Source organism: Guptibacillus algicola, assembly GCF_020171805.1.
GTDB lineage: Bacteria > Bacillota > Bacilli > Bacillales > Guptibacillaceae > Guptibacillus > Guptibacillus algicola.
Genome location: NZ_JAIVAF010000004.1, coordinates 82,408 through 107,040, shown reverse-complemented (window position 1 = coordinate 107,040; position 24,633 = coordinate 82,408). Strand labels below are relative to the sequence as shown.

30 protein-coding genes and 1 riboswitch are annotated in these 24,633 nt (G+C 40.5%); of the genes, 24 read left to right on the top strand and 6 right to left on the bottom strand.

The annotated features are described in order from the left end of the window. Positions 1–141 precede the first annotated feature (141 nt). The 14 genes from LCM09_RS14640 (at position 142) to LCM09_RS14575 (ending at position 12,190) form a co-directional block, all read left to right on the top strand. Entirely contained in the window at positions 142–1,383 is a 1,242-nt protein-coding gene (locus tag LCM09_RS14640) for an NRAMP family divalent metal transporter (protein WP_404800838.1), read from the top strand. An 18-nt stretch (positions 1,384–1,401) separates the two neighbouring features. Beyond that, on the top strand, positions 1,402–2,151 hold the full coding sequence (gene pxpB / locus LCM09_RS14635; protein WP_224883344.1) for a 5-oxoprolinase subunit PxpB: 750 nt from the start codon (positions 1,402–1,404) through the stop codon (positions 2,149–2,151). Next, positions 2,138–2,911 (top strand): LamB/YcsF family protein, encoded by a 774-nt coding sequence (locus LCM09_RS14630; protein ID WP_224883334.1) that lies wholly within the window; start codon positions 2,138–2,140, stop codon positions 2,909–2,911. The genes pxpB and LCM09_RS14630 overlap by 14 nt, the downstream gene beginning before the upstream one ends. Further along, positions 2,904–3,851, top strand: coding sequence for a 5-oxoprolinase subunit C family protein (locus LCM09_RS14625; RefSeq protein WP_224883332.1), 948 nt, complete (start codon positions 2,904–2,906; stop codon positions 3,849–3,851). Before LCM09_RS14630 ends, LCM09_RS14625 begins: the two co-directional genes overlap by 8 nt. Before the next feature lie 27 nt (positions 3,852–3,878). Beyond that, positions 3,879–4,364, top strand: coding sequence for an acetyl-CoA carboxylase biotin carboxyl carrier protein (gene accB / locus LCM09_RS14620; RefSeq protein WP_224883330.1), 486 nt, complete (start codon positions 3,879–3,881; stop codon positions 4,362–4,364). 11 nt (positions 4,365–4,375) lie between these two features. Further along, on the top strand, positions 4,376–5,719 hold the full coding sequence (accC, locus tag LCM09_RS14615; protein ID WP_224883328.1) for an acetyl-CoA carboxylase biotin carboxylase subunit: 1,344 nt from the start codon (positions 4,376–4,378) through the stop codon (positions 5,717–5,719). 15 nt (positions 5,720–5,734) lie between these two features. Next, positions 5,735–6,490: a putative hydro-lyase gene (locus LCM09_RS14610; RefSeq protein WP_224883326.1), complete on the top strand. Its 756-nt coding sequence runs from the start codon at positions 5,735–5,737 to the stop codon at positions 6,488–6,490. 442 nt (positions 6,491–6,932) lie between these two features. Next, a complete protein-coding gene (locus tag LCM09_RS14605) occupies positions 6,933–7,232 on the top strand; it encodes a rhodanese-like domain-containing protein (protein WP_224883324.1) in 300 nt (99 codons plus the stop codon). A gap of 101 nt (positions 7,233–7,333) precedes the next feature. Next, positions 7,334–7,732, top strand: coding sequence for a DsrE/DsrF/DrsH-like family protein (locus tag LCM09_RS14600; RefSeq protein ID WP_224883314.1), 399 nt, complete (start codon positions 7,334–7,336; stop codon positions 7,730–7,732). A 19-nt stretch (positions 7,733–7,751) separates the two neighbouring features. Further along, positions 7,752–7,979: a sulfurtransferase TusA family protein gene (locus LCM09_RS14595; RefSeq protein WP_224883312.1), complete on the top strand. Its 228-nt coding sequence runs from the start codon at positions 7,752–7,754 to the stop codon at positions 7,977–7,979. Between the two features lie 59 nt (positions 7,980–8,038). Next, the gene (locus LCM09_RS14590) at positions 8,039–8,824 is read left to right on the top strand and encodes a sulfite exporter TauE/SafE family protein (RefSeq protein ID WP_224883893.1); all 786 of its coding nucleotides are present in this window, start codon (positions 8,039–8,041) and stop codon (positions 8,822–8,824) included. A 168-nt stretch (positions 8,825–8,992) separates the two neighbouring features. Then, entirely contained in the window at positions 8,993–10,291 is a 1,299-nt protein-coding gene (locus tag LCM09_RS14585; protein ID WP_224883311.1) for an APC family permease, read from the top strand. 34 nt (positions 10,292–10,325) lie between these two features. Then, positions 10,326–10,550 (top strand): SHOCT domain-containing protein, encoded by a 225-nt coding sequence (locus LCM09_RS14580; RefSeq protein ID WP_224883309.1) that lies wholly within the window; start codon positions 10,326–10,328, stop codon positions 10,548–10,550. A 110-nt stretch (positions 10,551–10,660) separates the two neighbouring features. Next, positions 10,661–12,190, top strand: coding sequence for a multicopper oxidase family protein (locus LCM09_RS14575; RefSeq protein WP_224883307.1), 1,530 nt, complete (start codon positions 10,661–10,663; stop codon positions 12,188–12,190). Between the two features lie 63 nt (positions 12,191–12,253). Here LCM09_RS14575 and LCM09_RS14570 read toward each other — a convergent pair whose 3' ends face one another. Then, positions 12,254–12,712: a GNAT family N-acetyltransferase gene (locus LCM09_RS14570; protein WP_224883305.1), complete on the bottom strand. Its 459-nt coding sequence runs from the start codon at positions 12,710–12,712 to the stop codon at positions 12,254–12,256. 218 nt (positions 12,713–12,930) lie between these two features. On the opposite strand from LCM09_RS14570, the gene LCM09_RS14565 reads away from it, so the two are divergent. The 9 genes from LCM09_RS14565 to LCM09_RS14525 all read left to right on the top strand — a co-directional run bounded on the left by LCM09_RS14565 (position 12,931) and on the right by LCM09_RS14525 (position 21,030). Beyond that, complete coding sequence (locus LCM09_RS14565) at positions 12,931–13,191, top strand: hypothetical protein (RefSeq protein ID WP_224883304.1); 261 nt, start codon at positions 12,931–12,933, stop codon at positions 13,189–13,191. A 51-nt stretch (positions 13,192–13,242) separates the two neighbouring features. After that, positions 13,243–14,016, top strand: coding sequence for a hypothetical protein (locus LCM09_RS14560; RefSeq protein WP_224883302.1), 774 nt, complete (start codon positions 13,243–13,245; stop codon positions 14,014–14,016). A gap of 215 nt (positions 14,017–14,231) precedes the next feature. Then, on the top strand, positions 14,232–14,756 hold the full coding sequence (locus tag LCM09_RS14555) for a sigma-70 family RNA polymerase sigma factor (RefSeq protein WP_224883300.1): 525 nt from the start codon (positions 14,232–14,234) through the stop codon (positions 14,754–14,756). Beyond that, positions 14,749–15,723 (top strand): LCP family protein, encoded by a 975-nt coding sequence (locus tag LCM09_RS14550; RefSeq protein ID WP_224883298.1) that lies wholly within the window; start codon positions 14,749–14,751, stop codon positions 15,721–15,723. Before LCM09_RS14555 ends, LCM09_RS14550 begins: the two co-directional genes overlap by 8 nt. A gap of 176 nt (positions 15,724–15,899) precedes the next feature. Then, positions 15,900–16,688, top strand: a complete 789-nt coding sequence (locus tag LCM09_RS14545; protein ID WP_224883296.1) for a tetratricopeptide repeat protein — start codon at positions 15,900–15,902, stop codon at positions 16,686–16,688. Between the two features lie 107 nt (positions 16,689–16,795). Beyond that, positions 16,796–16,899: riboswitch (purine riboswitch) on the top strand. A gap of 213 nt (positions 16,900–17,112) precedes the next feature. Then, positions 17,113–18,000, top strand: coding sequence for a 5'-methylthioadenosine/S-adenosylhomocysteine nucleosidase (locus LCM09_RS14540; RefSeq protein WP_224883295.1), 888 nt, complete (start codon positions 17,113–17,115; stop codon positions 17,998–18,000). A gap of 127 nt (positions 18,001–18,127) precedes the next feature. Continuing rightward, a complete protein-coding gene (locus tag LCM09_RS14535) occupies positions 18,128–19,141 on the top strand; it encodes a S66 family peptidase (RefSeq protein WP_224883294.1) in 1,014 nt (337 codons plus the stop codon). A gap of 203 nt (positions 19,142–19,344) precedes the next feature. Beyond that, entirely contained in the window at positions 19,345–20,124 is a 780-nt protein-coding gene (locus LCM09_RS14530) for a PAS domain S-box protein (protein ID WP_224883292.1), read from the top strand. Between the two features lie 132 nt (positions 20,125–20,256). Then, entirely contained in the window at positions 20,257–21,030 is a 774-nt protein-coding gene (locus LCM09_RS14525) for a hypothetical protein (RefSeq protein ID WP_224883290.1), read from the top strand. A 103-nt stretch (positions 21,031–21,133) separates the two neighbouring features. Here LCM09_RS14525 and LCM09_RS14520 read toward each other — a convergent pair whose 3' ends face one another. Beyond that, positions 21,134–21,439 carry a DUF3243 domain-containing protein gene (locus tag LCM09_RS14520; protein WP_224883288.1) on the bottom strand — a complete coding sequence of 102 codons (306 nt, stop codon included), beginning with the start codon at positions 21,437–21,439 and terminating at the stop codon, positions 21,134–21,136. Positions 21,440–21,656: 217 nt separating this feature from the next. On the opposite strand from LCM09_RS14520, the gene LCM09_RS14515 reads away from it, so the two are divergent. Continuing rightward, entirely contained in the window at positions 21,657–22,514 is an 858-nt protein-coding gene (locus tag LCM09_RS14515; protein WP_224883286.1) for a phosphotransferase family protein, read from the top strand. Positions 22,515–22,526: 12 nt separating this feature from the next. Here the strand turns inward: LCM09_RS14515 and LCM09_RS14510 are convergent, their stop codons facing one another. The 4 genes from LCM09_RS14510 to LCM09_RS14495 form a co-directional block, all read right to left on the bottom strand. Continuing rightward, positions 22,527–23,009, bottom strand: a complete 483-nt coding sequence (locus LCM09_RS14510; RefSeq protein ID WP_224883284.1) for a hypothetical protein — start codon at positions 23,007–23,009, stop codon at positions 22,527–22,529. Continuing rightward, positions 22,996–23,478: a hypothetical protein gene (locus LCM09_RS14505; RefSeq protein ID WP_224883283.1), complete on the bottom strand. Its 483-nt coding sequence runs from the start codon at positions 23,476–23,478 to the stop codon at positions 22,996–22,998. Before LCM09_RS14505 ends, LCM09_RS14510 begins: the two co-directional genes overlap by 14 nt. A 15-nt stretch (positions 23,479–23,493) precedes the next feature. Further along, positions 23,494–24,009, bottom strand: coding sequence for a CBO0543 family protein (locus LCM09_RS14500; RefSeq protein ID WP_224883281.1), 516 nt, complete (start codon positions 24,007–24,009; stop codon positions 23,494–23,496). Between the two features lie 222 nt (positions 24,010–24,231). Further along, positions 24,232–24,612 carry a carbonic anhydrase gene (locus LCM09_RS14495; protein WP_224883279.1) on the bottom strand — a complete coding sequence of 127 codons (381 nt, stop codon included), beginning with the start codon at positions 24,610–24,612 and terminating at the stop codon, positions 24,232–24,234. Positions 24,613–24,633: the final 21 nt, after the last annotated feature.

Sequence of the window (24,633 nt, the reverse complement as noted above, 5' to 3'; positions counted from 1 at the left end):
GCGAAACCGCCCACATTGGGCGGTTTTTTTGTGCGGAATCTTATAAAAATATCAGAAAATTACGTGATAAGGTAGAGATAAGAGAACGAAAGTAGCGATTCACCATATAAATGATTCGTTATTTTTTTAGGAGGTTATTCGATGGGAATTAAAAAGGAAAAGCCACTTGAAACAGTTGACTTAGAACAAAATCGTCCAACGAAAAGTAAGTGGGGAGTCATCCTAGGAGCCGCATTCCTGATGGGTTCATCTGCAATCGGCCCAGGATTTCTAACTCAGACAGCTGTTTTTACTGAACAGCTACTCGCAAGCTTTGGTTTCGTTATTTTGATGTCGATTATCCTTGATATCGGTGTACAGGCAAACATCTGGAGAATCATTGCCGTTTCAAAGAAAAAAGGACAGGACATCGCGAACATGGTCTTCCCTGGACTCGGGTACTTTCTAGCATTCGCAGTCGCGCTAGGTGGACTAGCTTTTAATATCGGTAACGTTGGTGGGGCAGGACTCGGAATGAACGTCTTGTTCGGAATCGACCCTCGTATCGGTGCAGCTATAACAGGTGTCATCACGATCGGAATCTTCTTATCGAAAGAAGCAGGTATCGCGATGGATAAGATTGCACGCCTCCTTGGTGGGGTTATGATTTTGCTTACGCTATATGTTGCATTCCAAAGTAATCCACCAGTTGGGGACGCAGTCGTTCATACGTTTGCTCCGTCGACGATCGACATCTTTGCGATCATTACACTAGTAGGTGGAACGGTTGGTGGTTATATCACGTTCGCTGGTGGTCATAGACTACTCGATGCAGGAATCTCAGGTAAAGAAAACCTTCACCAAGTAACGAAAAGCTCGGTGTCTGGAATTTTGATCGCATCGATCATGCGTGTCTTTCTATTCCTCGCTGTGCTTGGTGTTGTAACGACAGGATTTACACTTGATCCAGCGAACCCACCTGCTTCTGTCTTCCAACAGGCAGCGGGTGCAATCGGATATAAGATGTTTGGAATCGTCCTTTGGGCAGCAGGTATCACATCAGTCGTCGGTGCAGCCTACACGTCTGTTTCATTCTTAAGAACACTTTCGAAAAAAGTTGATAAGCACCATTCTGGTGTAACGATCGGATTTATCGCCGTTTCAACAATCGTCTTCGCATTCATCGGTAAACCAGTCCTACTGCTTATTCTTGCAGGTGCGTTCAACGGATTGATTTTACCTGTAGCACTAGGAACGTTGCTTATCGCAGCATATAAGAAGTCAATCGTCGGTGACTACAAGCATCCACTATGGTTAACGATCTTTGGAGGTTTTGTCTTCTTGATTACAGCGTATTTAGCCATTGTGACGCTCATTAATAAAGTACCTCAGTTGTTTGCTTAATTGTTAGGAGGAACATGCGTGAAACTTGACTATCATGCTTTAGGAGATACAGGAATTCAGCTTGTATTCGGAACTGAAATTACAGAAGAAACGAATCAGAAGATAAGAATGTTTGCGGATTATCTAAACGATCATCCGATCGATGGTGTTGTCGAATGGGTACCAGCTTACACGACATTAACAATATATTATCTTCCTAGAAAACTATCCTTCGTATCATTACGAAAGAAGCTTGAAGAGGTTAACGAAAAACAACAAGGAAGAGAAGCAGCGTCTGCTTCTCTTGTTTATATCATCCCAACCTATTACGGAGATGATGCTGGGTCAGATCTACCTTTTGTCGCAGAGCATAATGGATTGACAAAGGAAGAGGTGATCGCTACTCATTCTGAAAAGGACTATCTCATTTACATGATGGGGTTTGTACCGGGCTTTCCATATTTAGGAGGCATGCCAGAAGAAATCGCAACGCCAAGAAGAGAAAACCCTCGTGCTGAAATTGCGCCAGGTTCCGTTGGAATTGCTGGAGCGCAGACAGGTGTTTATCCGCTTGAATCACCAGGAGGTTGGCAGATCATTGGACGAACCCCTGTAAAACTATATGATCCTGATAGTGATTATCCGATTTTACTAGAATCTGGTCATTATTTGCGATTTGTTTCTGTTAGTAAAGAGGAATACGAGAAAATTGAAGACGCAGTAAAGTGTGGAGAATATGTGGTAGAAACAGAGGAGAAAAAGGTGGGATTACGTCATGAAGTCGGTTGATTTAAATAGTGATATCGGAGAAAGCTTTGGTGCTTATACCATTGGAAACGATGAAAATGTATTGAAGTTTATCTCTTCAGCGAACATCGCATGTGGGTATCACGCTGGGGATCATAACGTTATGATGAGAACCGTTGAATTAGCTCATATCCTTGAGGTAGGAATCGGCGCACACCCTGGCTTCCCTGACCTTGGTGGTTTTGGTCGTCGCGACATGAACATGTCTCCTGATGAGGTGTTCAACCTTGTCGCTTACCAGGTAGGTGCCATTCAAGGTATAGCGAATGTACATGGTGCACGTGTTCAGCACGTAAAACCACACGGTGCCCTCTATAATAAAGCGGGCAAAGACACTTCCATCGCCAAAGCGATTGCAAACGCTGTCAAGTCTGTGAACCCAGAGCTCGTTCTATTTGGATTAGCAGGCAGCGAGCTTGCTAGCGCAGGAAAAGAAGCTGGATTGACGGTTGCACAAGAGGTGTTCGCTGATCGCACATATCAGCCTGATGGCTCGTTAACACCACGATCAGAACCGAACGCTATGATTCACGATGCAGATCTAGCTGTTAAGCGTGTGATTCGCATGGTGAAGGAACAAAAAGTAGAGGCTGTTAACGGCGAAGACATTTCGATTGAGGCAGATACGATCTGTGTACATGGTGATGAGCCAGAAGCGCTTCGTTTTGTCCAGAAGTTGAGAGAACGATTAGAAAGCGAAGGGATTACGATACAACCCGTTGGAGTGAGTGTTGATGTCTAATGACTTGTTTAAAGTGAAAAAGCCAGGCCTTTTAACGACAATTCAAGATCATGGTCGTGTAGGTTACCAGCAGTACGGTATCGTAGTAGCTGGCGCGATGGATTCATTTTCGATGAATATCTCTAATTTTCTCGTTGGAAACAAGGGTGATGAAGCTGTCCTAGAAGTGACGGTTATGGGACCGAAACTAGAAGTGCTTGGAGACGCCATAATCGCTATTTGCGGTGGAAACCTTTCACCAACCGTAAACGGTAAGAATGTACCGATGTGGAAGAGCTTTGAAGTGAATGCAGGAGACAGACTTGAGTTTGGACAGCCTGTAGAAGGTGCGCGGTCGTATATTAGCGTTGCAGGTGGATTTGATATTCCGATCGTGATGGGAAGTAAATCTACTTACCTAAAAGCAGGTATCGGTGGATTTGAAGGACGAGCGCTTGAGAGAGGAGACGTTCTTAAAAGTGCTAGAAACGCCAAGGGAAAAAGAGGGCGTGCACTGCATTACGATGAAGTTCCAACTTATGAAAAAGAAATAACGATTCGAGTCGTGATGGGACCACATCTTCATGCGTTTACGGACGAGGCAGTCGAAACCTTTCTGTCCTCAACGTATGAGGTCACTCCGAAGTCAGACAGAATGGGTTACCGTGTGACGGGGCCGACACTCGAGCATGAAACGTCTGCTGACATCATCTCAGAGGCGATTCCTCTAGGCGGTATTCAAGTACCTGCGAACGGCGAACCGATCATACTCATGTCTGACCGTCAGACGACAGGAGGATATACGAGAATTGCGACCGTTATTTCGAACGATATTTCGTCCCTCGCTCAGGCGATGCCAGGGTGTAAGATTCGTTTTCAGGAAGTGTCGGTTGAGGAAGCTCAAGAAATCTATGAACGTAACGACAGGTTTATTCGAACATTAGAAAAGGTGTCAGGATAGCGCATCGATCGAAAAGGAGAATGCTAGATGTTACAGTCAAAAGAAATTATCGATATCATCAAGAACATGGACGGGACAACAGTCGATGAAGTGCACTATGAGCAAGATGGTCTCGTTGTGAAAGTGAAGAATCAAAATCCTAATGGAACACAGGACAACGCGGTGAACGATAAGGTCGGAGAGCGTGAAGTACAGACGAGTAAATCAGAAGGTTCTTCAGAATCTCAGAAAGAGAAAGAAGAACAACCAACACCAAGTAAGTCAGATAGCGACGTGCAAACGGTGAAGGCTCCTATGGTCGGAATGTTCTATACGTCTCCTTCTCCAGAAGAAGAGGTATTTGTACAAGTAGGAGATGCAGTGGAAGAAGATACAGTTGTGTGCGTGTTAGAAGCGATGAAGATGTTCAACGATGTGCATGCTGATGTTAATGGAGAAATCGTTGAGCTTCTTGCTAACAATGGTGATCTAGTGGAATTCGGACAACCACTATTCAAAGTGAAACCAGAATAGGAGAGGGTCATATGGGGATTAAAAAAGTGTTAGTCGCAAATCGTGGAGAAATTGCCGTTCGCATTATCAGAGCATGTCACGAACTTGACCTAAAAGCAGTTGCGGTTTATTCAGAAGCTGATCGTGACGCTCTTCATGTGGAATTAGCAGATGAAAGCTATTGTATAGGACCAACGTATTCGAAAGATAGCTATTTGAATATGACCAACATCATGACAGCTGCAGTCAATGGTGGTGTGGACGCTATTCATCCTGGTTACGGATTTCTATCAGAGAATGCGGAGTTCGCTGAAATCTGTGAGGACTGTAACATCACGTTTATCGGACCTAGTAGTACAGCTATTAACAGGATGGGAACGAAAGATGTAGCGCGAGAAACGATGAAAGAAGCCGGTGTTCCTGTCGTACCAGGCTCAAATGGCATTATCGAATACAACCAGCATGCCGTTGAACTTGCAGCTGAGATGGGCTATCCGGTCATTATAAAAGCAACAGCTGGTGGTGGCGGTAAGGGAATTCGTGTAGTAAAAGAAGAACAGGAATTAATCAAAGCCATCAATGTTACCCAACAGGAAGCAGCAAAGGCGTTTGGAAATCCAGGTGTCTACATAGAAAAGTTCATAGAAAACTTCCGTCATATTGAAATTCAAGTTCTTGCAGATAACTACGGGAATGTCGTTCATCTAGGTGAGCGTGATTGTTCAATCCAAAGGCGTATGCAGAAGCTAGTGGAAGAGACACCTTCACCAGCGCTTGACGAATCCATTCGAAATGAAATGGGTGAAGCGGCAGTTCGCGCTGCAAAGGCAGTGAACTATTCAGGTGCAGGTACCGTTGAATTCATCTATGATGAAGACGGTCATTATTACTTTATGGAAATGAATACACGTATTCAGGTTGAGCATCCTGTAACGGAAATGGTGACGGGAGTGGATTTGATCAAAGAAATGATCAAGGTTGCGAACGGTGAGGAGTTACCCATTACGCAGGATGACATTGCGCTTAAAGGCTGGTCGATGGAGTGTCGGATCAATGCGGAAGACCCTGATCAAAACTTCATGCCTTCTGCAGGAAAAGTGGAGACCTATTTGCCACCGGGAGGTTTTGGAGTCCGAGTTGACTCAGCTATGTATCCTGGCTATGTGATACCACCTTTTTATGATTCGATGGTAGCCAAACTCATCACTTATGGTGCGACACGTGAAGAAGCGATGCAACGGATGAAGCGTGCACTAAGTGAGTTCAAGATCAAAGGAATCAAGACAACGATTCCATTTCATCAAAAGCTTGTAAAGCACGAAAAGTTTGCGGAAGGTGACTTTAATACAAAGTTTCTTGAGATTTATGAGCTTTAAAAGGAGGCGAGTGTGATGTTGCAACCTAGCGAGCAGCGTCTACGATTCAGAGATCAAACCGACAAGGGAACGACTTCAGGCATGTGTGATGGGTATCTGCAGGCAAACATGATTACACTTCCAAAAGAGTACGCAGCGGATTTCCTTTTGTTTTGTGAACGGAATCCAAAACCATGTCCATTAGTAGATGTCATTGAAGCGGGTGAGGTAAAACCGAATGTGGCAGATGCAGATATTCGAACAGACCTCCCTAAATATCGGATTTATCAGCATGGTATCTTAAAAGAAGAGACGCACGATTTGAAAGGCTACTGGCGTGATGATTTCGTAACCTTTTTACTCGGGTGTAGCTTCACCTTTGAGAAGGCGCTCGCAGACGCCGGCATCAGTCTTCTGCATCAAGAAATGAACAGAGTTGTCCCCATGTATCAAACATCGATCGCATGTGATGATGCAGGCCGTTTTTCAGGAGAAATGGTCGTAAGTATGAGAGCGATCAAGAAAGAAGAGCTCGACGAGGCCGTCCGGATTACGGCAGATTTTCCTAACGCACACGGCGCTCCTGTTCATATTGGTGATCCTTCAGAAATCGGTATACATGATCTAGAGCAACCCGACTACGGAGAGTACACGCCGTTTGATTCAGAAGAGCGTATTCCTGTTTTCTGGGCTTGTGGTGTCACGCCGCAGTTTGTTGGATTGAACGCAAAGCCTGAGATCATGATCACGCATGCCCCGGGGCATATGCTGATCACAGATGAAAAAGGATGAGCAGTTTGGCGTTTTATAAAAATTTTATGCAAAAACGGGACTCTATCTTAAGTAGTCCCGTTTTTTGTCTTTAATTATCTAGATGAGCTGATAAAAGGGAAACCTTCCAAATAGAGTAAGAAATTTGTCTTATGATTTTGAAGGCAGTTTACCAGCGCTGGGGTGGCTCAGCGCAATAAATTTATTATTATAGTTTTAAATTAAATGTTTAACTTTTCACGTTAACTGGTAATAGTACTTATGAAAATGATTTAAAAAGGATTGTATTAGGATGGTCGTTTTTTTCCTTCTTCAATCCGTTTGACAAAATACCCTGTGGGGTATACCATAACACTGTAGTTAACAAAACAAATCACATTTTTTTATTCGCCCTTATACCCACGCGGGTACTTATGGAATGGAGCAATTAGGGGAATAAGTAATACTCAAGGAGGTAATGAACATGAAGGAAATTAAACCAGAAGAAGTAGCAAAGAAAGTAAAGAATAATGAAGATGTAAGTATTATTGATGTGCGTGAGGACGAAGAGGTAGCAGAGGGTAAGATTTCAGGTGCAACGCATATTCCTTTAGGAGAATTGCCAGAGAGATTAGATGAAATCGATCAATCAAGAGAACACATCATGGTATGCCGTTCAGGTGGGCGAAGTGGAAAAGCTTATCAATTGTTAGATGAAAAAGGCTACAACGTACGTAATATGACAGGCGGCATGCTTGAATGGAAAGATGATGTAGAGAAATAAATGTTAAGTGATGGGAGTCAGTTGCAATATGACTCCCTATAAATGAAGGCCTTAACAAAGACAAACACAAACAAACTCTTTAGTAAGCGGAGGAATTATTAATGGCAGATACAAAGGTAGCAATTATCGCAGCAAACGGAAGTCTTTTTGATGCGTATAAAGTATTGAACGTAGCGACAGCTGCAGCTGCTTCTGATGCAGAAGTGGGTATCTTCTTTACATTTGAAGGTCTCAATTTAATTCATAAAGAAGGTCACAAGAACCTACCGATTCCTGAAGGGAAAGAGCACTTCCAGGAAGGTTTTGAAAAAACAAACGTACCATCTGTTGAAGAATTGATCGAGGTGGCGCAGGATTTAGGTATTAAATTAATCGCTTGTCAGATGACAATGGACGTTATGAATCTTGAAAAGGAAGACTTCGTGGATGGGATCGAAGTAGGCGGTGCAGCCACTTATATCGATTATGCGAAGGATGCTAACATTACGCTATCATTCTAAAATTAAGGAGGATTCTATCATGGAATCAACTAAAGTATTAGACGCAAAAGGTCTGGCATGCCCTATGCCAATCGTGAAGACGAAGAAATCTATTCAAGATTTGAACTCAGGCGAAGTACTTGAAGTACACGCAACTGATAAAGGTGCAAAAAGTGACATCGCAGCTTGGGTAAAATCTGGTGGTCACGAACTTCTTCAAGATACAGAAGAAGATGGGGTACTAAAATTCTGGATAAAAAAAGCATAAATAAAAAATAAGGGCCCACGGGGTCCTTATTTAAATGACAAGAAGGTGAAAACATGGAAATGGATTATAGTATTTATTTCTTAGCCGTCATCTTTCTCATCGGGTTCGTTGGTTCCTTCGTATCAGGTATGGTCGGAATTGGTGGATCGATTATCAAATACCCAATGCTTCTTTATATCCCAGCACTTTTAGGGCTTTCAGCTTTCACTGCCCATGAAGTGGCAGGTATTAGTGCAGTGCAAGTCCTATTCGCTACGATCGGTGGTGTATGGGCATATCGAAAAGGCGGTTATTTAAACAAAAAACTAATACTCTATATGGGTATTAGCATTTTGATCGGTAGCTTTATCGGTGGATTTGGCTCCAAATTTATGACTGATGGTGGCGTGAATCTCGTATACGGGATACTTGCGACAATAGCTGCAATCATGATGTTTATTCCGAAAAAAAATATTGATGATGTACCGATGGATCAAGTAACCTTTAACAAATGGTTAGCAGCTTCCTTTGCTTTCCTAGTAGGAATTGGAGCAGGAATCGTTGGTGCAGCAGGTGCATTTATCCTTGTACCAATCATGCTGTTAGTATTGAAAATCCCAACACGTATGACGATTGCGTCATCCCTTGCGATTACATTTATTTCTTCCATAGGTTCGACAGCAGGTAAGGTATTTACTGGACAGGTATTGTTCATCCCTGCAGTTGTGATGATCGTCGCTAGCTTAATCGCATCACCTCTTGGCGCGAACTTTGGAAAGAAAGTAAATACGAAGATTCTCCAAATTATTTTAGCGCTATTGATACTAGGTACAGCTATTAAAATTTGGATAGAGCTTTTAGGATAATATTTAACAAAATACTCAAACCGCTACCCTTTCTTTTTAAAAAAGGTAGCGGTTTTTAGTAACAATTGCGCTTGGAATAAATTGTTTTTTTCTCTTTTTACGAAAATGCATGAAATCTGCAAAAAGTACGGGGATAGTCTTATTAATAAGTTGCAGAGGTGAGTTGATATGAGTGATTACAAAGAAAATAGTCTTTCCTTAATTGGAGCAATTGGCTTAGGTACTGGTGTGATGATCAGTGCTGGTATATTTGCGTTACTTGGTCAAGTTGCTGAACTTGCTGGTATGTGGTTTCCACTAATCTTTATCGCAGGAGGAATTGTGACAGGGTTCAGCGCTTATTCTTATGTAAAGATGAGTAACGAGTACCCTTCTGCAGGTGGAATCGGAATGTTTCTCGTTAAAGCCTACGGAAAAGGAACGTTAACTGCATCAGCTGCTATGCTGATGGCTGTTTCTATGGTTATCAATCAAAGCCTTGTGGCACGTACATTTGGTACGTATACGCTGCAAATTTTTAACGTTGAACAATCAAGTTATCTTGTTCCATTGTTAGGTGTCGGTTTATTGCTTTTCGCTTTCCTTGTGAACATTTCAGGGAATAGCTTTATTCAAACATTTACCTCGATCGTTTCTCTACTTAAGATAATTGGTTTAGTTATCTTTGCTATGGGAGGCCTGTGGGTCGCAGGATTTTCCATTACTCCAGCGGAGGGTGGAGCTAGCACACCTGAGTCTACAATCGCTAGCAACATCGCTGCCGTTGCATTAACGATTCTATCTTTTAAGGGATTTACAACCATTACTAATAGTGGGTCTGAAATCGTAAAGCCAAAGAAAAACGTGGGACGAGCGATCATCGCTTCCATTTTAATCAGTTTACTAGTGTATCTTCTCATTGCATGGGCGGTATCGAGTAACCTTCCGTTAAGTGAAATTATTAAAGCGAAAGATTATTCCTTAGCAGAAGCAGCAAGACCAGCATTCGGGGAGTATGGTGTTTGGTTTACTGTAGCGATCGCCATTATTGCAACGATTTCTGGTATTATCGCAAGCGTTTTTGCAGTTTCTCGAATGCTTGCGATGTTAACAGACATGAAGCTTATTCCACATAAGCATTTCGGAATGCCAGGGCGTATTCAAAAACATACCCTTGTCTACACCGTCGTACTTGCAATGGTGTTAGCAGTTGTATTTGATCTTAGTAGAATTGCTTCAGTCGGAGCCATTCTTTACCTCGTGATGGATATGATTGTGCACTGGGGAGTCTTTAAGCACCTCCGTGAAAAGGTAAATGCGAAATCAGGGATCGTATTGACTGCCCTGACACTAGATGCCATTGTATTGCTCGCTTTCATGTGGGTTAAAGCAACAACAGACTGGGTGATTGTAGCCGTATCGGTTATTTTTATTGTCTTTATTTTTGTTGGAGAACATTTTTTCTTGAAGTACAAACAAGAAGAGTAATTGTGCAATACAAACATTAAAGGAGTGAATAATCATGATGAACGGTGGCGGAATGGGAGGAATGGGAGGGGGGTTCTTTGGTTTCGGATTCCTCTTTATTCTTATCATCATAGCAATTATCATTGTTGTTTTCTGGATGAGGAAACCGAACAGTCATAAATCAAGTAAAGGTTCGACGGAAATCTTAAAGGAACGCTTAGCAAAAGGTGAAATTACAGAAGAAGAGTACGAGCAGTTAAAAAAGAAACTGAATAGTTAATTTGTAGAATGAGTTTGGTGGAGTTCATTCAGTAACGAGTGAGCTCCATATTTTACGCTTTTCTTTATTGTTGTGATCAAGAAAGATAACTGAATAAGAGGTGAATCTGAATGAAACGAAAAGTAATTGGTTCAATCGCAATTGTAATTCTATTACTTATTGGGGGAGTCGTTTTCTTAAATTCTCCCTTTAATAGTAGTGGTGACAAAACTTTACCAGAAGGTGTGAAACAGGGTGATTTGAGTATTCTTGAAGTGAATGCGCAGGAACCAAAAGAGCGTCCTGTAAAGACATTTAATTTAACTGCCGAAGAGTCTGAATGGGAGATTAGTGAGGGGAAGAAAGTAAATGCTTGGACGTATAATGGCACGGTCCCAGGAGAACCACTGCGTGTTACAGAAGGGGATTACATAAAAATAAATTTAAAAAATGAATTAGATGTGCCAGTCACTATCCATTGGCATGGAATGCTGCTTCCAAATAAAATGGATGGCGTTCCAGGGCTTACTCAGAATGCTGTGCAGCCTGGAAAATCATTCACATATGAATTCATTGCGAATGATGCGGGAACGTACTGGTATCATTCCCATCAACATAGCTCTAAGCAAGTAGATAAAGGGCTATACGGCTCACTTGTTATTGAAGAGAAGGAAAAAGAATATAAAAAAGAGCAATCTTTCATCCTTGATGAATGGGCGGTCTATCAAGAAAAGAGAGATATCACCAATATGGGTGGCATGATGAAGGGTGCAATGAATGGGAACGGAGAAGCTGATACAGAACAAATGTATGATACGTTCACAGTGAATGGTAAATCGGGAGATGCGGTCGAACCATTTATTATAAAAGAAGGCGAAACAGCAAGATTGAGATTTGTTAACGCTGGTTACCAGCAACACTTATTGGCCTTTCCAAAGGATGCAATGAGAGTGATCGAAATTGATGGTGAAAAGGTTAAGAATCCGGATGGTACATCGAATGTACTTGAGATTGCTCCAGGAGAACGAATTGATGTCGCATACACTAGACAAAGTGGTGAACCTACGGTAATCAGAGAAACCGGTGGAGAAAATGCAGATGGTGCTTTGATACCAGTTGTATCTAGTGAAGGTGAAAATCCTGTAGAAAGCAAGCAATCGACGTCATCAACTAGCTCTGATGTTGCAACAGGAACGTCATTTGGAAGTGAAGAAGTAATCTTTAACGAAGAACCTGAACCCGATGTAACCTACGATATGGAACTGAATATGGGCATGGATATGGGAGAAGGAGTAGCCTTCCAAATTAATGACCAGGTTTTCCCTAATACCCCTCCTATCGATGTGAAAGAGGGAGACATCGTTAAGGTGAATATTACAAATTCAGGAAACATGAACCACCCGATGCATTTGCATGGCCATCGTTTTCAGGTAGCCTCAATAAATGGGAAGAAATATGATTCGCCAATCGTTAAGGATTTAATACACGTTAAGCCAGGAGAAGCATACACGATCTACTTCAAAGCTGACAACAAAGGTGAATGGTTGTTTCACTGTCATGATAATAACCATGCTGATCGAGGAATGGTAACAATCATTGATTACAAAGGTGTCTACTCACCATTTTCACTAGGTGGAGAGTACAATAATCAGCCAAATTAATGAGGACTGTAATAGAAGACGCCGGTTCAAATCCGGCGTCTTCTTCTCTTTTTTATAAAAGTCCTATTTGTTTCGTAGAACAGTTATAAAACCATTCAATATATCATGGCTGATCATAAAGCCTTTTCGTTGATAGAATTCTAGCGCGTTGTCATTCCCATTTGAGACGAAGATAAAATAATCCTCAACAACTTTAAATGTCTTCAACCACTCCATAGACATGTTGAAAAGCTTAGAGCCAATTCCATACTGTCGATAGCCATGGCTTATATAAAATTGAGATAAACATCCTACATCATCTCCATGAACAGTAGATAAATCGAAGAAAGTAGCAAATTCATTAGAATAGGCACCTTTAGGAGAAATATTCGAATACACGTAAGCAATGACGTCATCTCCATCTTTTACAACTACGGTATTGTTGTGCGTTGCTTTGCGTACGGAAGGAAGCAGCCGTGTTTCAAAGTTCATGTCATCGAAAAGCTCGGGAGTAATAGTTGCTTTGGCCTTTTGGTAAGTCATAAGTTCATTGCATATTTCTCTGCAGCATTCAATCTGATCTGATCATCAGGTACAACTTCATATGTAAGGTTCATTTCTATTTTCTCCAATCGATATCTAGTATTCTTTCATTTTACTATTGTTAGCCTTAAATGAAACGATAATGAACGAGTTTCGTAGAATACAGTTAAGAGTCTACGAAAGTGTGGTAGGAAACTGAATGAGTAAGGAATGATACTATGAAAAGATCTCAAGCAATTATTGGCATACCATCAAGTCTCCTCTTGTTGATATCGATGCTGGTAAGCTATGAACCAGGATTGATTTTCGGTTTGAGTGGTTGCTTTGTCGCACTCGTTTTACGTCAAATCCGTTTACATAGATATTCTTATCGTTTAGGCCATCCTGACCGCCATAGTGATGAGTATGGATACGGGGTTTCGGATGACCTATTGGATGAAGCCGAAATGTATGAACGAGATGAAAAAAGAGGTAGATGACTAAGGTGACTTGAAGTAAATGTAGGGTGTACCTAATAAGGGGGGAAACGAATGATAGCTCCAAAACCGATTATCGACGTATGGAGAAGGTTTGATGATTTTCCGATGGAGACGCTTACGAAAGCTTGGTATTTTAATAAAGCAGAAGGTAATAAACAAAGGCATGTTCCGCTGATGAAAGAACACCATGAGCAATTTGGAATCACAGGCAATTGCTTTGATCTTGCTCTTTGGTTGCTTGATGTGTTCAAAAGAGAAGGAATTGAAGCATATCCAATCGGTCACGACTTACATACAGAAGATGCTCATGTAGCAGTGGTTGTTAAGGATGAAAGCGGCAAGCGGTATCTTTGTGATCTTGGGGATCAATGGCTGAATCCGGTTTTAATCGATTCAGAATGTGAGGATTATTCAAATGAGTTGCTAGATGGCTATTTTCCTGCTGCCCGTGTTCAGGTACTTCCTCAGCATCATTATTTGAAAGTCATTTACCATCGGCCAAATGAGAAATGGTCAGAGCAGGTATATGACACCCGAGCGGTTGTGATGGAGGAGTTCCTGTCAGCTGCTGAACATTCGCAGAACGTGATGAATAAAGCACCGTTACTAGAGTGCAGAATCCCTTATAAAAAGGAGATCGCTCATTGGGAATTTTACAATTGGGAGAGCGTTGTGAGCACGACTGAAGGATTACACCTTCAATCCAAAGTCGATGGAGTCGAGGAATGGGCTACTAAAATTCATGAAGTTTCTGGGTATGATAGAGAATTTTTAATAGAAGCGCTTGAAATCTACAAGAAACGAGGGTTAGTTGAAAGGGGATGATGGTGTGGGAATGGGGCTTTCTAGTATCGTTCTAATCGGCTTACTACCTGTATTAGGACTCGCGGTGCTTTGTATTCTATTACTAAGATACGTTAAGAAACAGAGGTGACTTCCTAATGTAAGGGAGTCATTTTTTTATGATGAAAATGAAACAATCTCTTCGTGAGATTCGTCAAATACCCGGATACATACTTCATCGATAGAGAGGAGTTAAAATGGAAGACTCACAAAAGGACTTAATGCTAGAGAATGCTATGGTTCAATACGGTGAAGAGCTTACGAGATTAGCTTATACATACGTGAAAGATACATACACTGCAAAAGACATCGTGCAAAATTCGTTTATCAAATACTATGAAAAAATCCATACGTTTCGAGAAGAGGCTACATTAAAGACATGGCTTTATCGCATCACCATCAATGAATGTAAAGATTACTTGAAGAGCTGGAGTCACCGGAAGCTACAAGTTTTCAGCTTCATTCAAGAAACAGCAAGAGGCACTGAGACATCGGTTGAAAATAGTGTCATTCAGCAATCAACGAATGAAGAGATTAAAGAGATTGTATTGAATCTCCCGACAAAATATAAGGAAGTTATTTTTCTGTATTTCTATCATTCATTGAAGATTGAAGAAATTGCAGAAGTTACGTCACTTACATCCAACACAGTCAAAACCAGGTTGAGGAGAGGAAAGCAGAAATTGAAAACATTGATGGAGGAGGCAGAGATGTATGGATGATAAGCAGTTGAGAGAAGCCCTCCAGGAAATAGAAAATGATGTGGCGTTTACAGAGCACGATCGAAGAAAGGTCTTCAGAAAAATTTCTAATCATGAAGCTAGAAATCAAAATCAAAAGAGGAAAGGGAGTAAGAAGCACCTGTTACCAGTTTTAGCGTCTGCTGTAGTTCTAACGTTGTTATTTATAGTTTTCCTCCCGTCACTGACGACCAATCAAAACGATTTTCTTTCCTCAGATAAGGTTGGAACTAATGAAGACATTACTTCAATCGTCGTGATGGTAAGAAACTCGAATGGTCGAACGGATGCTAACTTATTGGCTACTTTTGATAAGGAGACAGGCAAAATAAATGTTATCTCCATTCCACGAAGCTTGAAAGTCCCAATTCTAATGCCTAACGGGGAGAAGTTAATGGAAGATAAATTCACCCATGCTTACGCATATGGCGATGGTGCAAAGTCTGCAAGCAAGACAATAGGCGAACTTTTTGATACTGAAGTCGATTACTATGTAGCCATCGACCGAAACGATATTAAGAAACTACTAGAACCAAGTGACGCTATTACTGCTGATGGAGTTGAAGAAGCATTTACAATACCTTCTCATGATGGAGGAGAACTTAAATTATTGGAAAGTATGAATCGGTTTACTCCTGATGAAATTATTACGCTGTTAGGCTCAGATGAACGGAATGAAGTAATAAGCGATATAATTGATGAAATCGTGAAAAAGTTCGTCTATGGATTGACCGAAGATAATCTTGAATACCTTTCAAAGGAAGCGACCTCGAACATTCAATCAGTTGATTTCTCAAGCGTAAAAGATGCTTCTTATCAGTATGATGTGAAAACCATTCCAGTTGCGGAAGGAATGATATCAAATAGGGTAGATGGAATTTTTTATATTGAGTTTGATAATGGGTTTCTTAATGATTTAAAAAGGGAGTTGTACGATTTTAAAAAATAGTGAACAGCGGTAATCACCTATTTGGGTGGTTGCCGCTTTTTTGCGTAAATTTGTTTGTTCACCGGCATAGAGTGAGTTTTTTACTATACAACTTAATGGTTTCCTTCTGAGAGAGGTTGTGTCATATCAAACGTTAGCGTATTCTTGAAAAGGTTAATAGTTTGTATCGGAGGGTTATGATGGGATTGTTTCAAAAGAAAGAGAAAGACGTGAAGTTTAACGATCTTGATGAAGAAACTCGTGAAGAAGTTCTCGAATTCGCAGGGAAAAGGGCTCATGTTTATGAAAAGAAGTGGAGCAAGTTATCAAACAAGAAATCACCACTTTCATGGAACTGGGCAACATTTTTCATAAACTTATTTTGGTTCGCATTTCGTAAAATGAATGGTTACGCCTATTCCATACTTGGGGCTATCGCAGTAATTGATGTGGTTGCCATCATCACGCTAAAACAAGCCCTTCCAACGTCTAGTGTTGGCCCGGCGTTTATCGTGTTAACCTTACTATCCAACAAAATCTATTTCGATTTTGCCCTGAAAAAGGTAACGAAATTACAAGAACAATATCCGGATCGTGAAGAGAGATTAGCCGTTATTAGAAAGCGTGGAGGCGTTAGTTGGTGGCGCGCCATTCTATTGATCGTTGTGTTTTTCATATATTCATTCTCGATTTTGTTCTTAGAAGAAAAAGTATATTACTCATATATGACGCCTAAATTCGTTGAAGCAGTTGAACTACAAGAAGATGGACAACTTGATGAAGCGCTAGAGATATACAAAAAGATTGAAAATGATAATATTCCAGTTTCATCTATACACCTAAATAAAATGTATATTTATGTGCAAAAAGACGAAGATGAGAAAGCATTGGACGAAGTTAATGCATACTTAGAAATTGAGCCAGAAGACCAAGATATGATCGAAATTAAAGAGAGCATTCTAAATAAAATAGAAGAGGAAAAGTAGACCTGTCTGTCTATCATTTCCAAATAAACGAACATTAATTAATTATTATAATTTAATGTTCGTTTTTATGTTGATTAATTTTCACCGCTTTGATATATTGTCACTGTAAATAATTTAATAACATAACTCGTATATCCTCAGTAATACGGTCTGAGTGTCTCTACCTGGTTCCCATCGAAAGAACTAGACTACGAGTTGAAGTATATAGCTGTTCGGCAATTGCTGTCTCTTTTTACTATGATTTTGCATGATAGTAGTCTTTGCTTAATTGTAAATACTTTGACTCCGTAGGTCTAGAAGGTAGATATTATTCTACATTTCTAGACCTTTTTCTGTTGGATCTTGCGTGTATTAATCATCTTAGAGGGGAGCAGAGTAGATAGTAGCGGTGCATCATATTTTTACTTACAAAGGGGAAATTCAAATGACAACTAGAATGTTCGAAAAGTTTACGACGTTAACACTAATTTCTGTACTAGTAGTATCTGTATTTGCTGGTTGTAGTTCTTCAACAGAAAGTGGAGCTGAAGCAGCAAAAGAAAAAAAACAACAACCGATCATCGTTCAAGGACCTATGCCGATCGAAGCTGAAGAATTTGCTGGTAAGCTAGATGATGTAAAAGAAGAAAAATCAGGCTCATTTGTATTTTACAAAGGGACATTAGACGGATATCCAGTAATCGTCACTAAGACTGGTAAGGGAATGGAAAACACAGCGGCTGCGACAGCTGTCGCGATTGAGAAGTATGATCCGATCGCGATTATTAATCAAGGAACATCAGGCGGACATGATCCAGAGCTTCACGTATTTGATATCGTTTTAGGGGAACGAACAGTTAACCTTGGCTCGTTAAAAACACCGAATAAAGAAAAAGGTGAAGGAATTCATCCAACAGAGTGGATCCCGATGGATTTGATGGCTTCTGAAGGAAGTGCAGGAGAAGATCCTGATGCCGAGAACATTCGTTATTTCGAGGGTGATAAGGATTTACTAGCTGCCGCACATGCAGTGAAAGATACGTACACGAAAGGTAAGATTGTAAATGGAACAATAGGATCTGCTGACGTTTGGAACAATGAAGTGGATCGCATCAATTGGTTCCATAAGAACTTCGGATCTTCTGTTGAGGAAATGGAAGGAGCTGCAGGCGCACAAATCGCGAAGGCTTATGATGTACCGTTCCTTGGCATTCGCGTTCTATCTAACAATAAAGTAAACGATGGGGAGTACAATCCTGACACAGCTGAAGCAAACCAGGAATACGTATACGAAGTCGTGAAGCAATATATCTCAATGACAACAGAAAAATAGTGAATGAGCGTGGGCGAGGTCCACGCTCTTTTTTTATTCTCGGCAGTAAGAAAAGAGTGGGAGGAAACATGATCTAGTTATCGAAAGAGTTGAGTACACAAATTTTCGGTAGTGAGGAAGATGCATCATGATACGATATCCAATTCTAAATGAAGGCACTAAGATTGGAGTAACAGCTCCTTCTTCTGGCATTCCAGAAAGCCTACATAGCATGTTTCGTGAAGCGTGTGACCGTGTCGAAGCGAAAGGATATGAGCTAATTTGCGGGAACACCGTATGGACACAGGAAAAGGCAAAATCAGCTTCTGCTAAAACACGTGCAGAAGAGTTGAAAAGGTTTTTGCAAGATGAGGAGATCGACCTCGTTATCCCACCATGGGGAGGGGAGCTATTGATCGAAATCCTCGAACATCTTGATTTTGAAAGCATCAAACCAAAGTGGATTCTCGGTTATTCCGATGTGAGTGCATTATTGTTTTCAATTACAGTAAAGACGGGGATTGCCACAGCTCACGGGACGAATTTAGTGGATTTACGAGGAGAGTATCAAGATGCGACAACTGCAATGTGGGAGTCGGTGTTAAAGACTCGTAAAGGTGATTCAGTTTTACAAATTTCTTCTGAGTACTACCAGAAGGAATGGCATCATGATAATCCTTCACCCTGTGTATTTCATTTGACCGAACGTACCGAATGGAAAACTACAGCTCAAGGTGACGTTTCTATAGAAGGTCGTTTACTCGGTGGTTGCCTCGACATCCTCACCCATTTAGTTGGCACTCCGTTTGGAGAAGTGGCTTCGTATAGGAAGAACGTTCTCTCAGATGAACCGATTCTCTGGTATTTCGAAAACTGTGAAATGAGCGTAACAAGCGTGAGACGAGCGTTAGTACAGATGAAACTAGCAGGATGGTTCGATCAGTGTTCTGGTGTTTTGTTTGGAAGAAGTAAAGCCAATCGACCAGTAGATGAGTATGTGATTGAGGACGTGTATCAACAGCTGTCGGAAGAGCTTGGTGTGCCAGTGGTATTCGATATTGATTGTGGTCATGTACCGCCTCAAATAACGTTCATTAATGGAGCACATGCGAAAGTCACCACAAAGCATGGAAAAGGCCAGGTGGTTCAAACATTTATCTGAGTTCTGTTTTCATAATTCTGGTAAATTAGAGGAGTTTCGTAAAAAAAGAGTGAGTTTCTTGTAGAAAAAAAGGATTTTAACGACTGAAGAAGAAAGAGTTTGGTATACATTTTGAGCATTGAGGTAGGGGAAGCATTGTAGGAAGCCAAAACCAAAGCAGACTGTAGCCATTGTCGTTCGTGACATCTTTTAGGAGAAGGGGAATGATGGAACAACAACCTGCTATTGGAAATTTAACAGGTAATGAGAAGGCACACGTCTTTAAGCAAAGCCTTGAGTACTCGAACGAAGCGATTGTGATTCATTCTAACCATGAAATCCTTTTTATTAATCAATCTGGTGCAGACTTTCTTGATGGCACAAAAGATCACATTATTGGTTTAGATGTTCTTGATTTATTTAAAAGTGACCAAAGAGATTATGTTAAGGCACGCATTGAGAAAATGATGACAGAGAGGCAGATCGGTAAAATTTTTGAAACAGAGATGTTTAATTTAGATGGTTCGCTGATCGAGGTGGAATGGTACTGCCATGCGGTTGTGTTCGGTAATGTCCCTGCAATCCAATCGATCATTCGAGATATTACCTCACGAAAAAATAGTGATCGAAAGCTTAAAGAAGTGTTGGACGAAATTGGTTTACCTATCGTGCCTGTGTTCGATGGAATTGCCGTTTTCCCACTGATTGGTATGCTAGATGATGAGCGAATCGAACACGTGTTAGACAACATACCGAGAAAGGTTCATGAGAAGAAGTTGCAGCACTTGATTGTCGATGTATCAGGAATTTATACAATTAACGACGGGGTGGCTCTGTTTCTTTTCAAGATGAAGGCAGTGCTAGAGTTGCTAGGAGTATCGACAATATATACTGGATTTCGACCAGAGCTTGTTCAAAAAGCTGTTCAGGCAGGATTAGATATAGGTAGCCTAAGGACAGTGGCAAGTGTTCAGCACGCTCTAAAAGGTTTGAATAGTACGTGAGGCGAACCGTTGTACACATCAGATTGAAGAGATGTGTGCTTTTTTGTTCTATCTAATACCCGTCTATGTTACGTTTAAACCATAAATTATAAAAAATAGAAAAATATTCTACTTGAGTTAGAGGTGAAAGAATTGGAGTATGCCATATCCGTAACCGACACATCGAAGGTTAATGACATTGAGAAACATGGATTGAAAGTGATTGAGGTGTTAGAGGATTATACGAACTCACTAAAAAAACTCACATCATTTGAAGCGCCTAGAGGTATTGTTTTTCACGACTTGAAATCTGCAACAGAGCTATATTCTGACATTCCTATACCAGCCTATACGTCACGCGATCTCATCCATATGAGTCCAGATCCTTCAGTTTGGAAGGAGTTATTCTTGTCTACTGTAGATGGGGAGATGGAAAGGGTTAAGACGTATTATGCCTCAACTGATATTCTTGATGTTGCTGCTATTGCGGCACATGAACTAACGCATCATGCTGACTTTTTTCATGATGATTTTGAAGGTGACGATGTGAATATGTGGTTTGAAGAAGGGCTTTGTGAATACATCCCACGGAAGCTATTGTTTTCTGAGGAAAAGTTTAACGATACGGTTGAAGTTGAGAAAATGTTAATACAGCATTATAAAGACCAATTCGGCGAGTACTGTTTAAGCGAATTTGGTAAAGCAGGGTATCGGTATGGTGAAGAAAATGGTTTGTCAGGGGCTTTTTATGACTATTGGAGAAGCAAAAAAATTGTAAAAGTGTTAGTAGAAGATTACTTCGATGATCAACTTTCAAGCTTGATCGCATGCTATAAGCAGTGGGATCAATCGATGCCATTACATAAGTATTTTACCGAAGTACTCGCGTTATCTACAGATGAAGCAAAAAAGCTATGGTTAACATAAAAACCCGAGCTCACATCTCCAGTGAGAGCCCGGGATTGCTGAACCATCCTTAGATGGTAACACTCTATTCTTACTGTAACGTGCTAGACGTTACGTCATCAACTTACTTGTTTGTTTCGTCAGTTAGCTTAACGAGTACATGAGCGATGTGCTTACGTTCTTCTTCGTTAGCCACATTCCATAGCTCGTTTAATACTTTTTGTTCACGGTTGCGTGGATCTTCATGTTTTGCTAAGTAGTCGCCTACGCGCTTAGCACCTTTTGTTAATCCTTCTTCACCAAGTCCGAGTTTCTCACCTTTATGAACTTGGTCGCCTAGATAATCTTTGAATTGCTGAAAGTTCTCTAGAATATCATCTTTCTTATCTTGATTCATTTCTGCTGCTGCGCTTTTTGGATCTTTACTCATTATATAACCTCTCCTTTAACGTGTCTTCATGTTCTATGTTCCACGTATGGAAGGTATAGAAACATGAGAATGTTTTCCGATGTGCTGATGAAATCATTATGAAATCTTAACTACACAAGGTATATAACCGAATGTAATCATACGTAAACTTAGATGTTGAGAAAGGGTATGATTTTACTACGGTATGAACTTGTGTAACAAAAAAAGGAGATCGATAATGGAAGCCTACTATAAAGATCAAATCAATACTGTTTACCCGGAATTGAACATAACGAGTATCAAGCAAAATACGATCGGACAAAACAACGATGTAGTCATTGTAAACGAATCGCTCGTATTCAGATTTCCAAAGTATGAAGAAGGAATCGAAGCGTTACGAAAAGAAACGGACGTCCTGAATCACGTTAGAAAGCATGTTTCGCTCCCAATCCCTTCTCCTACTTATCAATCATTTGACCCATATGAGGCTGGTAAGGTTTTCGCTGGGTATGAAATGATAGAAGGGGAGCCTTTGTGGAGAGAGAACTTCCATAGGTTTACAAAGGAAGAAGACAAAGAGCGAATCGCGAGACAGCTCGTCACATTTCTCACCGAGCTACATGCTACTTCATCAGGTGATCAAAGCAGCGAGGATATCCATCGTGAAGTTGAGGATCTGTATGTAAGGATTCAGAAGAAGTTATTTTCTTATATGAGGCAAGATGCTAAGTGGGAAGTTTCTAATCTGTTCGAATCATTCTTAAGGAATGAGAAACATGCCGGTGTTAATAAGAAACGAATTCATGGTGATTTCGGAGCATCCAATATTTTGTGGGACCCTGAAAGATATGAAATAACTGGGATAATTGATTTTGGAGAAACCGAGATTGGTGATTCAGCCTATGATTTCGCAGGGCTATTCGCAAGCTATGGAGAGAATTTCATACGTCGGTGTCTCTCGTTATACCCTGACGGACAAGACATACTAGAACGCGTCATGTTTTACAAAGAAACGTTCGCGTTGCAAGAAGCTCTTCATGGAATTGAACATAACGATGCTAGGGCATTTGAAAATGGAATCAGAGAATATCGATAATAAGGTGTATGGTTATGTTCGTTTAGTCACCTCAAAGTAAATAACCAAGATTGATTGAAAGAACAAGTAGATAGGCACAGACCAATACATCGAGTAGCCTTTATTGAAATGATATAGGCCTATTTTTGTTCCAATCCATTCCATTAAAAGGGAAGCAGCAGTCCAAATCACGATGTAGAGGATCGTATAGGGGCCTTTAATGTTCAATCTTACATAGAAGTAAACAAAGAAATAGCTGTATGGACAATACATAAGGTAGCTTAAGAAATCCGTTACCTGATAGGCTGCCGTGTCATTCACATCATAGAAATCCCAAGGAGCTATGCTAAGTGTCTGATCGCTAAACATCCCGATGAATAAGCCGAACAAACAGTACCCGATCGTTTCTAGTAATGAGAAGAGCTTTGGCAATACAAAAAGCAAAGTGAATAAGACAAAGATACTTATAATAACGAACCACTCATTTTGATTGAACGATTGATCATAGACCTCCATAGTTCTGAGTCTCCTTCGTTTTGAGAAACACTACGAAATGGAGAGTAACAACGCCAATAGTTAGCACGATGAAATCCATCATCGATGCAAGGAGTAAGTTCCATTCTTTATAATTCTCAACATCGAAATAAACAGATCCAAAATTGAAGAGATACATGATGAGCAAGGTACTTGCCAGTAACCCCACCTTCACAAGGACGCCTTTCTGTTTTCGAAATGTATTGGCGAAAAGGACTATGAGAAGTGGTGTGATAAGATTTCGATGAAGGAGAAACGAAACGAACAAAGAATCATCAGTTGATACCGCAATGAATTCCTTGTTCCACGCAATGATTGTTAAGTAATTCATAATGAAGATGGATACGACAAAAAAAACGATTGAGTTATCAAGAAATGAGTGCTTGCTGTGTTGAAAAATAGAGAGGTGTAAAAGGATTATTGAAATGGTAATCGCTATAGATAGGGCCATTGTTCTCCTCCTTAGCTATCTCCACTCGCTTACAGGAACATTGTAAACGATGAGCAGGATGATAATGATTGGAACAGAGATTACATAAGCAAGAAGCGGTCTTTTGAAATGCAAATAGAGCATCGAGAACATGATGTAGTCAAAGACAAAAGAGCTAAACAGTGTCCAACCGTTGTGATAGTGGAATAGATCAATAAGTGAGAACAGCCACTCACAAAAAACATAGAATCCTACCCAAGCCGAAATATAGAGAAACTTGGAGAATGGTTTTCTGAGCTTTTCTAAATAAGGGAGATAAATCAATATCGTACAAGGATAGATAATAAACATAACCATTAAATTTATTGTAGTGTGGTTAGGTAGAAAATTACTTTCAGTATACTCCCATAGTGGATAATGGGAAGTTATGAAGTTATAGAGAAGATCAGATACTATAAAATAAAGTATGGTATGGTGATACTTCTCCCAATGGCGCCAGTCTCCGAATAGTCTAGCCGCAATCACCCAACATAGAGTTCCTACTATGTACATAGTTCATTGCCCCTTTTTATCTGCACATCTTATAGCTTTTTCAAAGAGGGAAGGAATATTCGTTTGTTTTGCTGTTAATTATGTTGAGAAGTAATATTGTTTCGTGGAAGGGAGCTTGACTCGGTTGAAACGATCTTTAAGATCGCTTTAACCTAAGCCATAGTGAGGCCAAATATTTGAATGATTCAAATACAAGCTTCTACAAAACAACCTTAACGAAACTTAATTGGGAATTACATGTACACGCCACTGAGCATCAACGAAAAGTCCAATAACTTCCACTGGTAGACACCACGACTTAACGGTTTGGACAGAATTATTAATATCATCTAAATGCTGAAAATCACTTACTGGGTTGGCGGCACAATCATAGTGACCTACGACTGCGATGACGTGAGAGTTATGAGCATCAATTGAAACGATTGCATTTCTTCTGATCTTGTCAATTTCATGCCAAGACCCATGTGATAAGACGCGGTCCATTCCAGGTTCGGTAATTAAGTCCACAAAGTCCACCCCAACATGGTTGATTATCCATTCTGTGACAGGGATTTGAGTCCTACCATCGATACAGTTTAGTGCCGTTGCATACCTGTATTTCATTTTTACACCTTCGATTCGTTT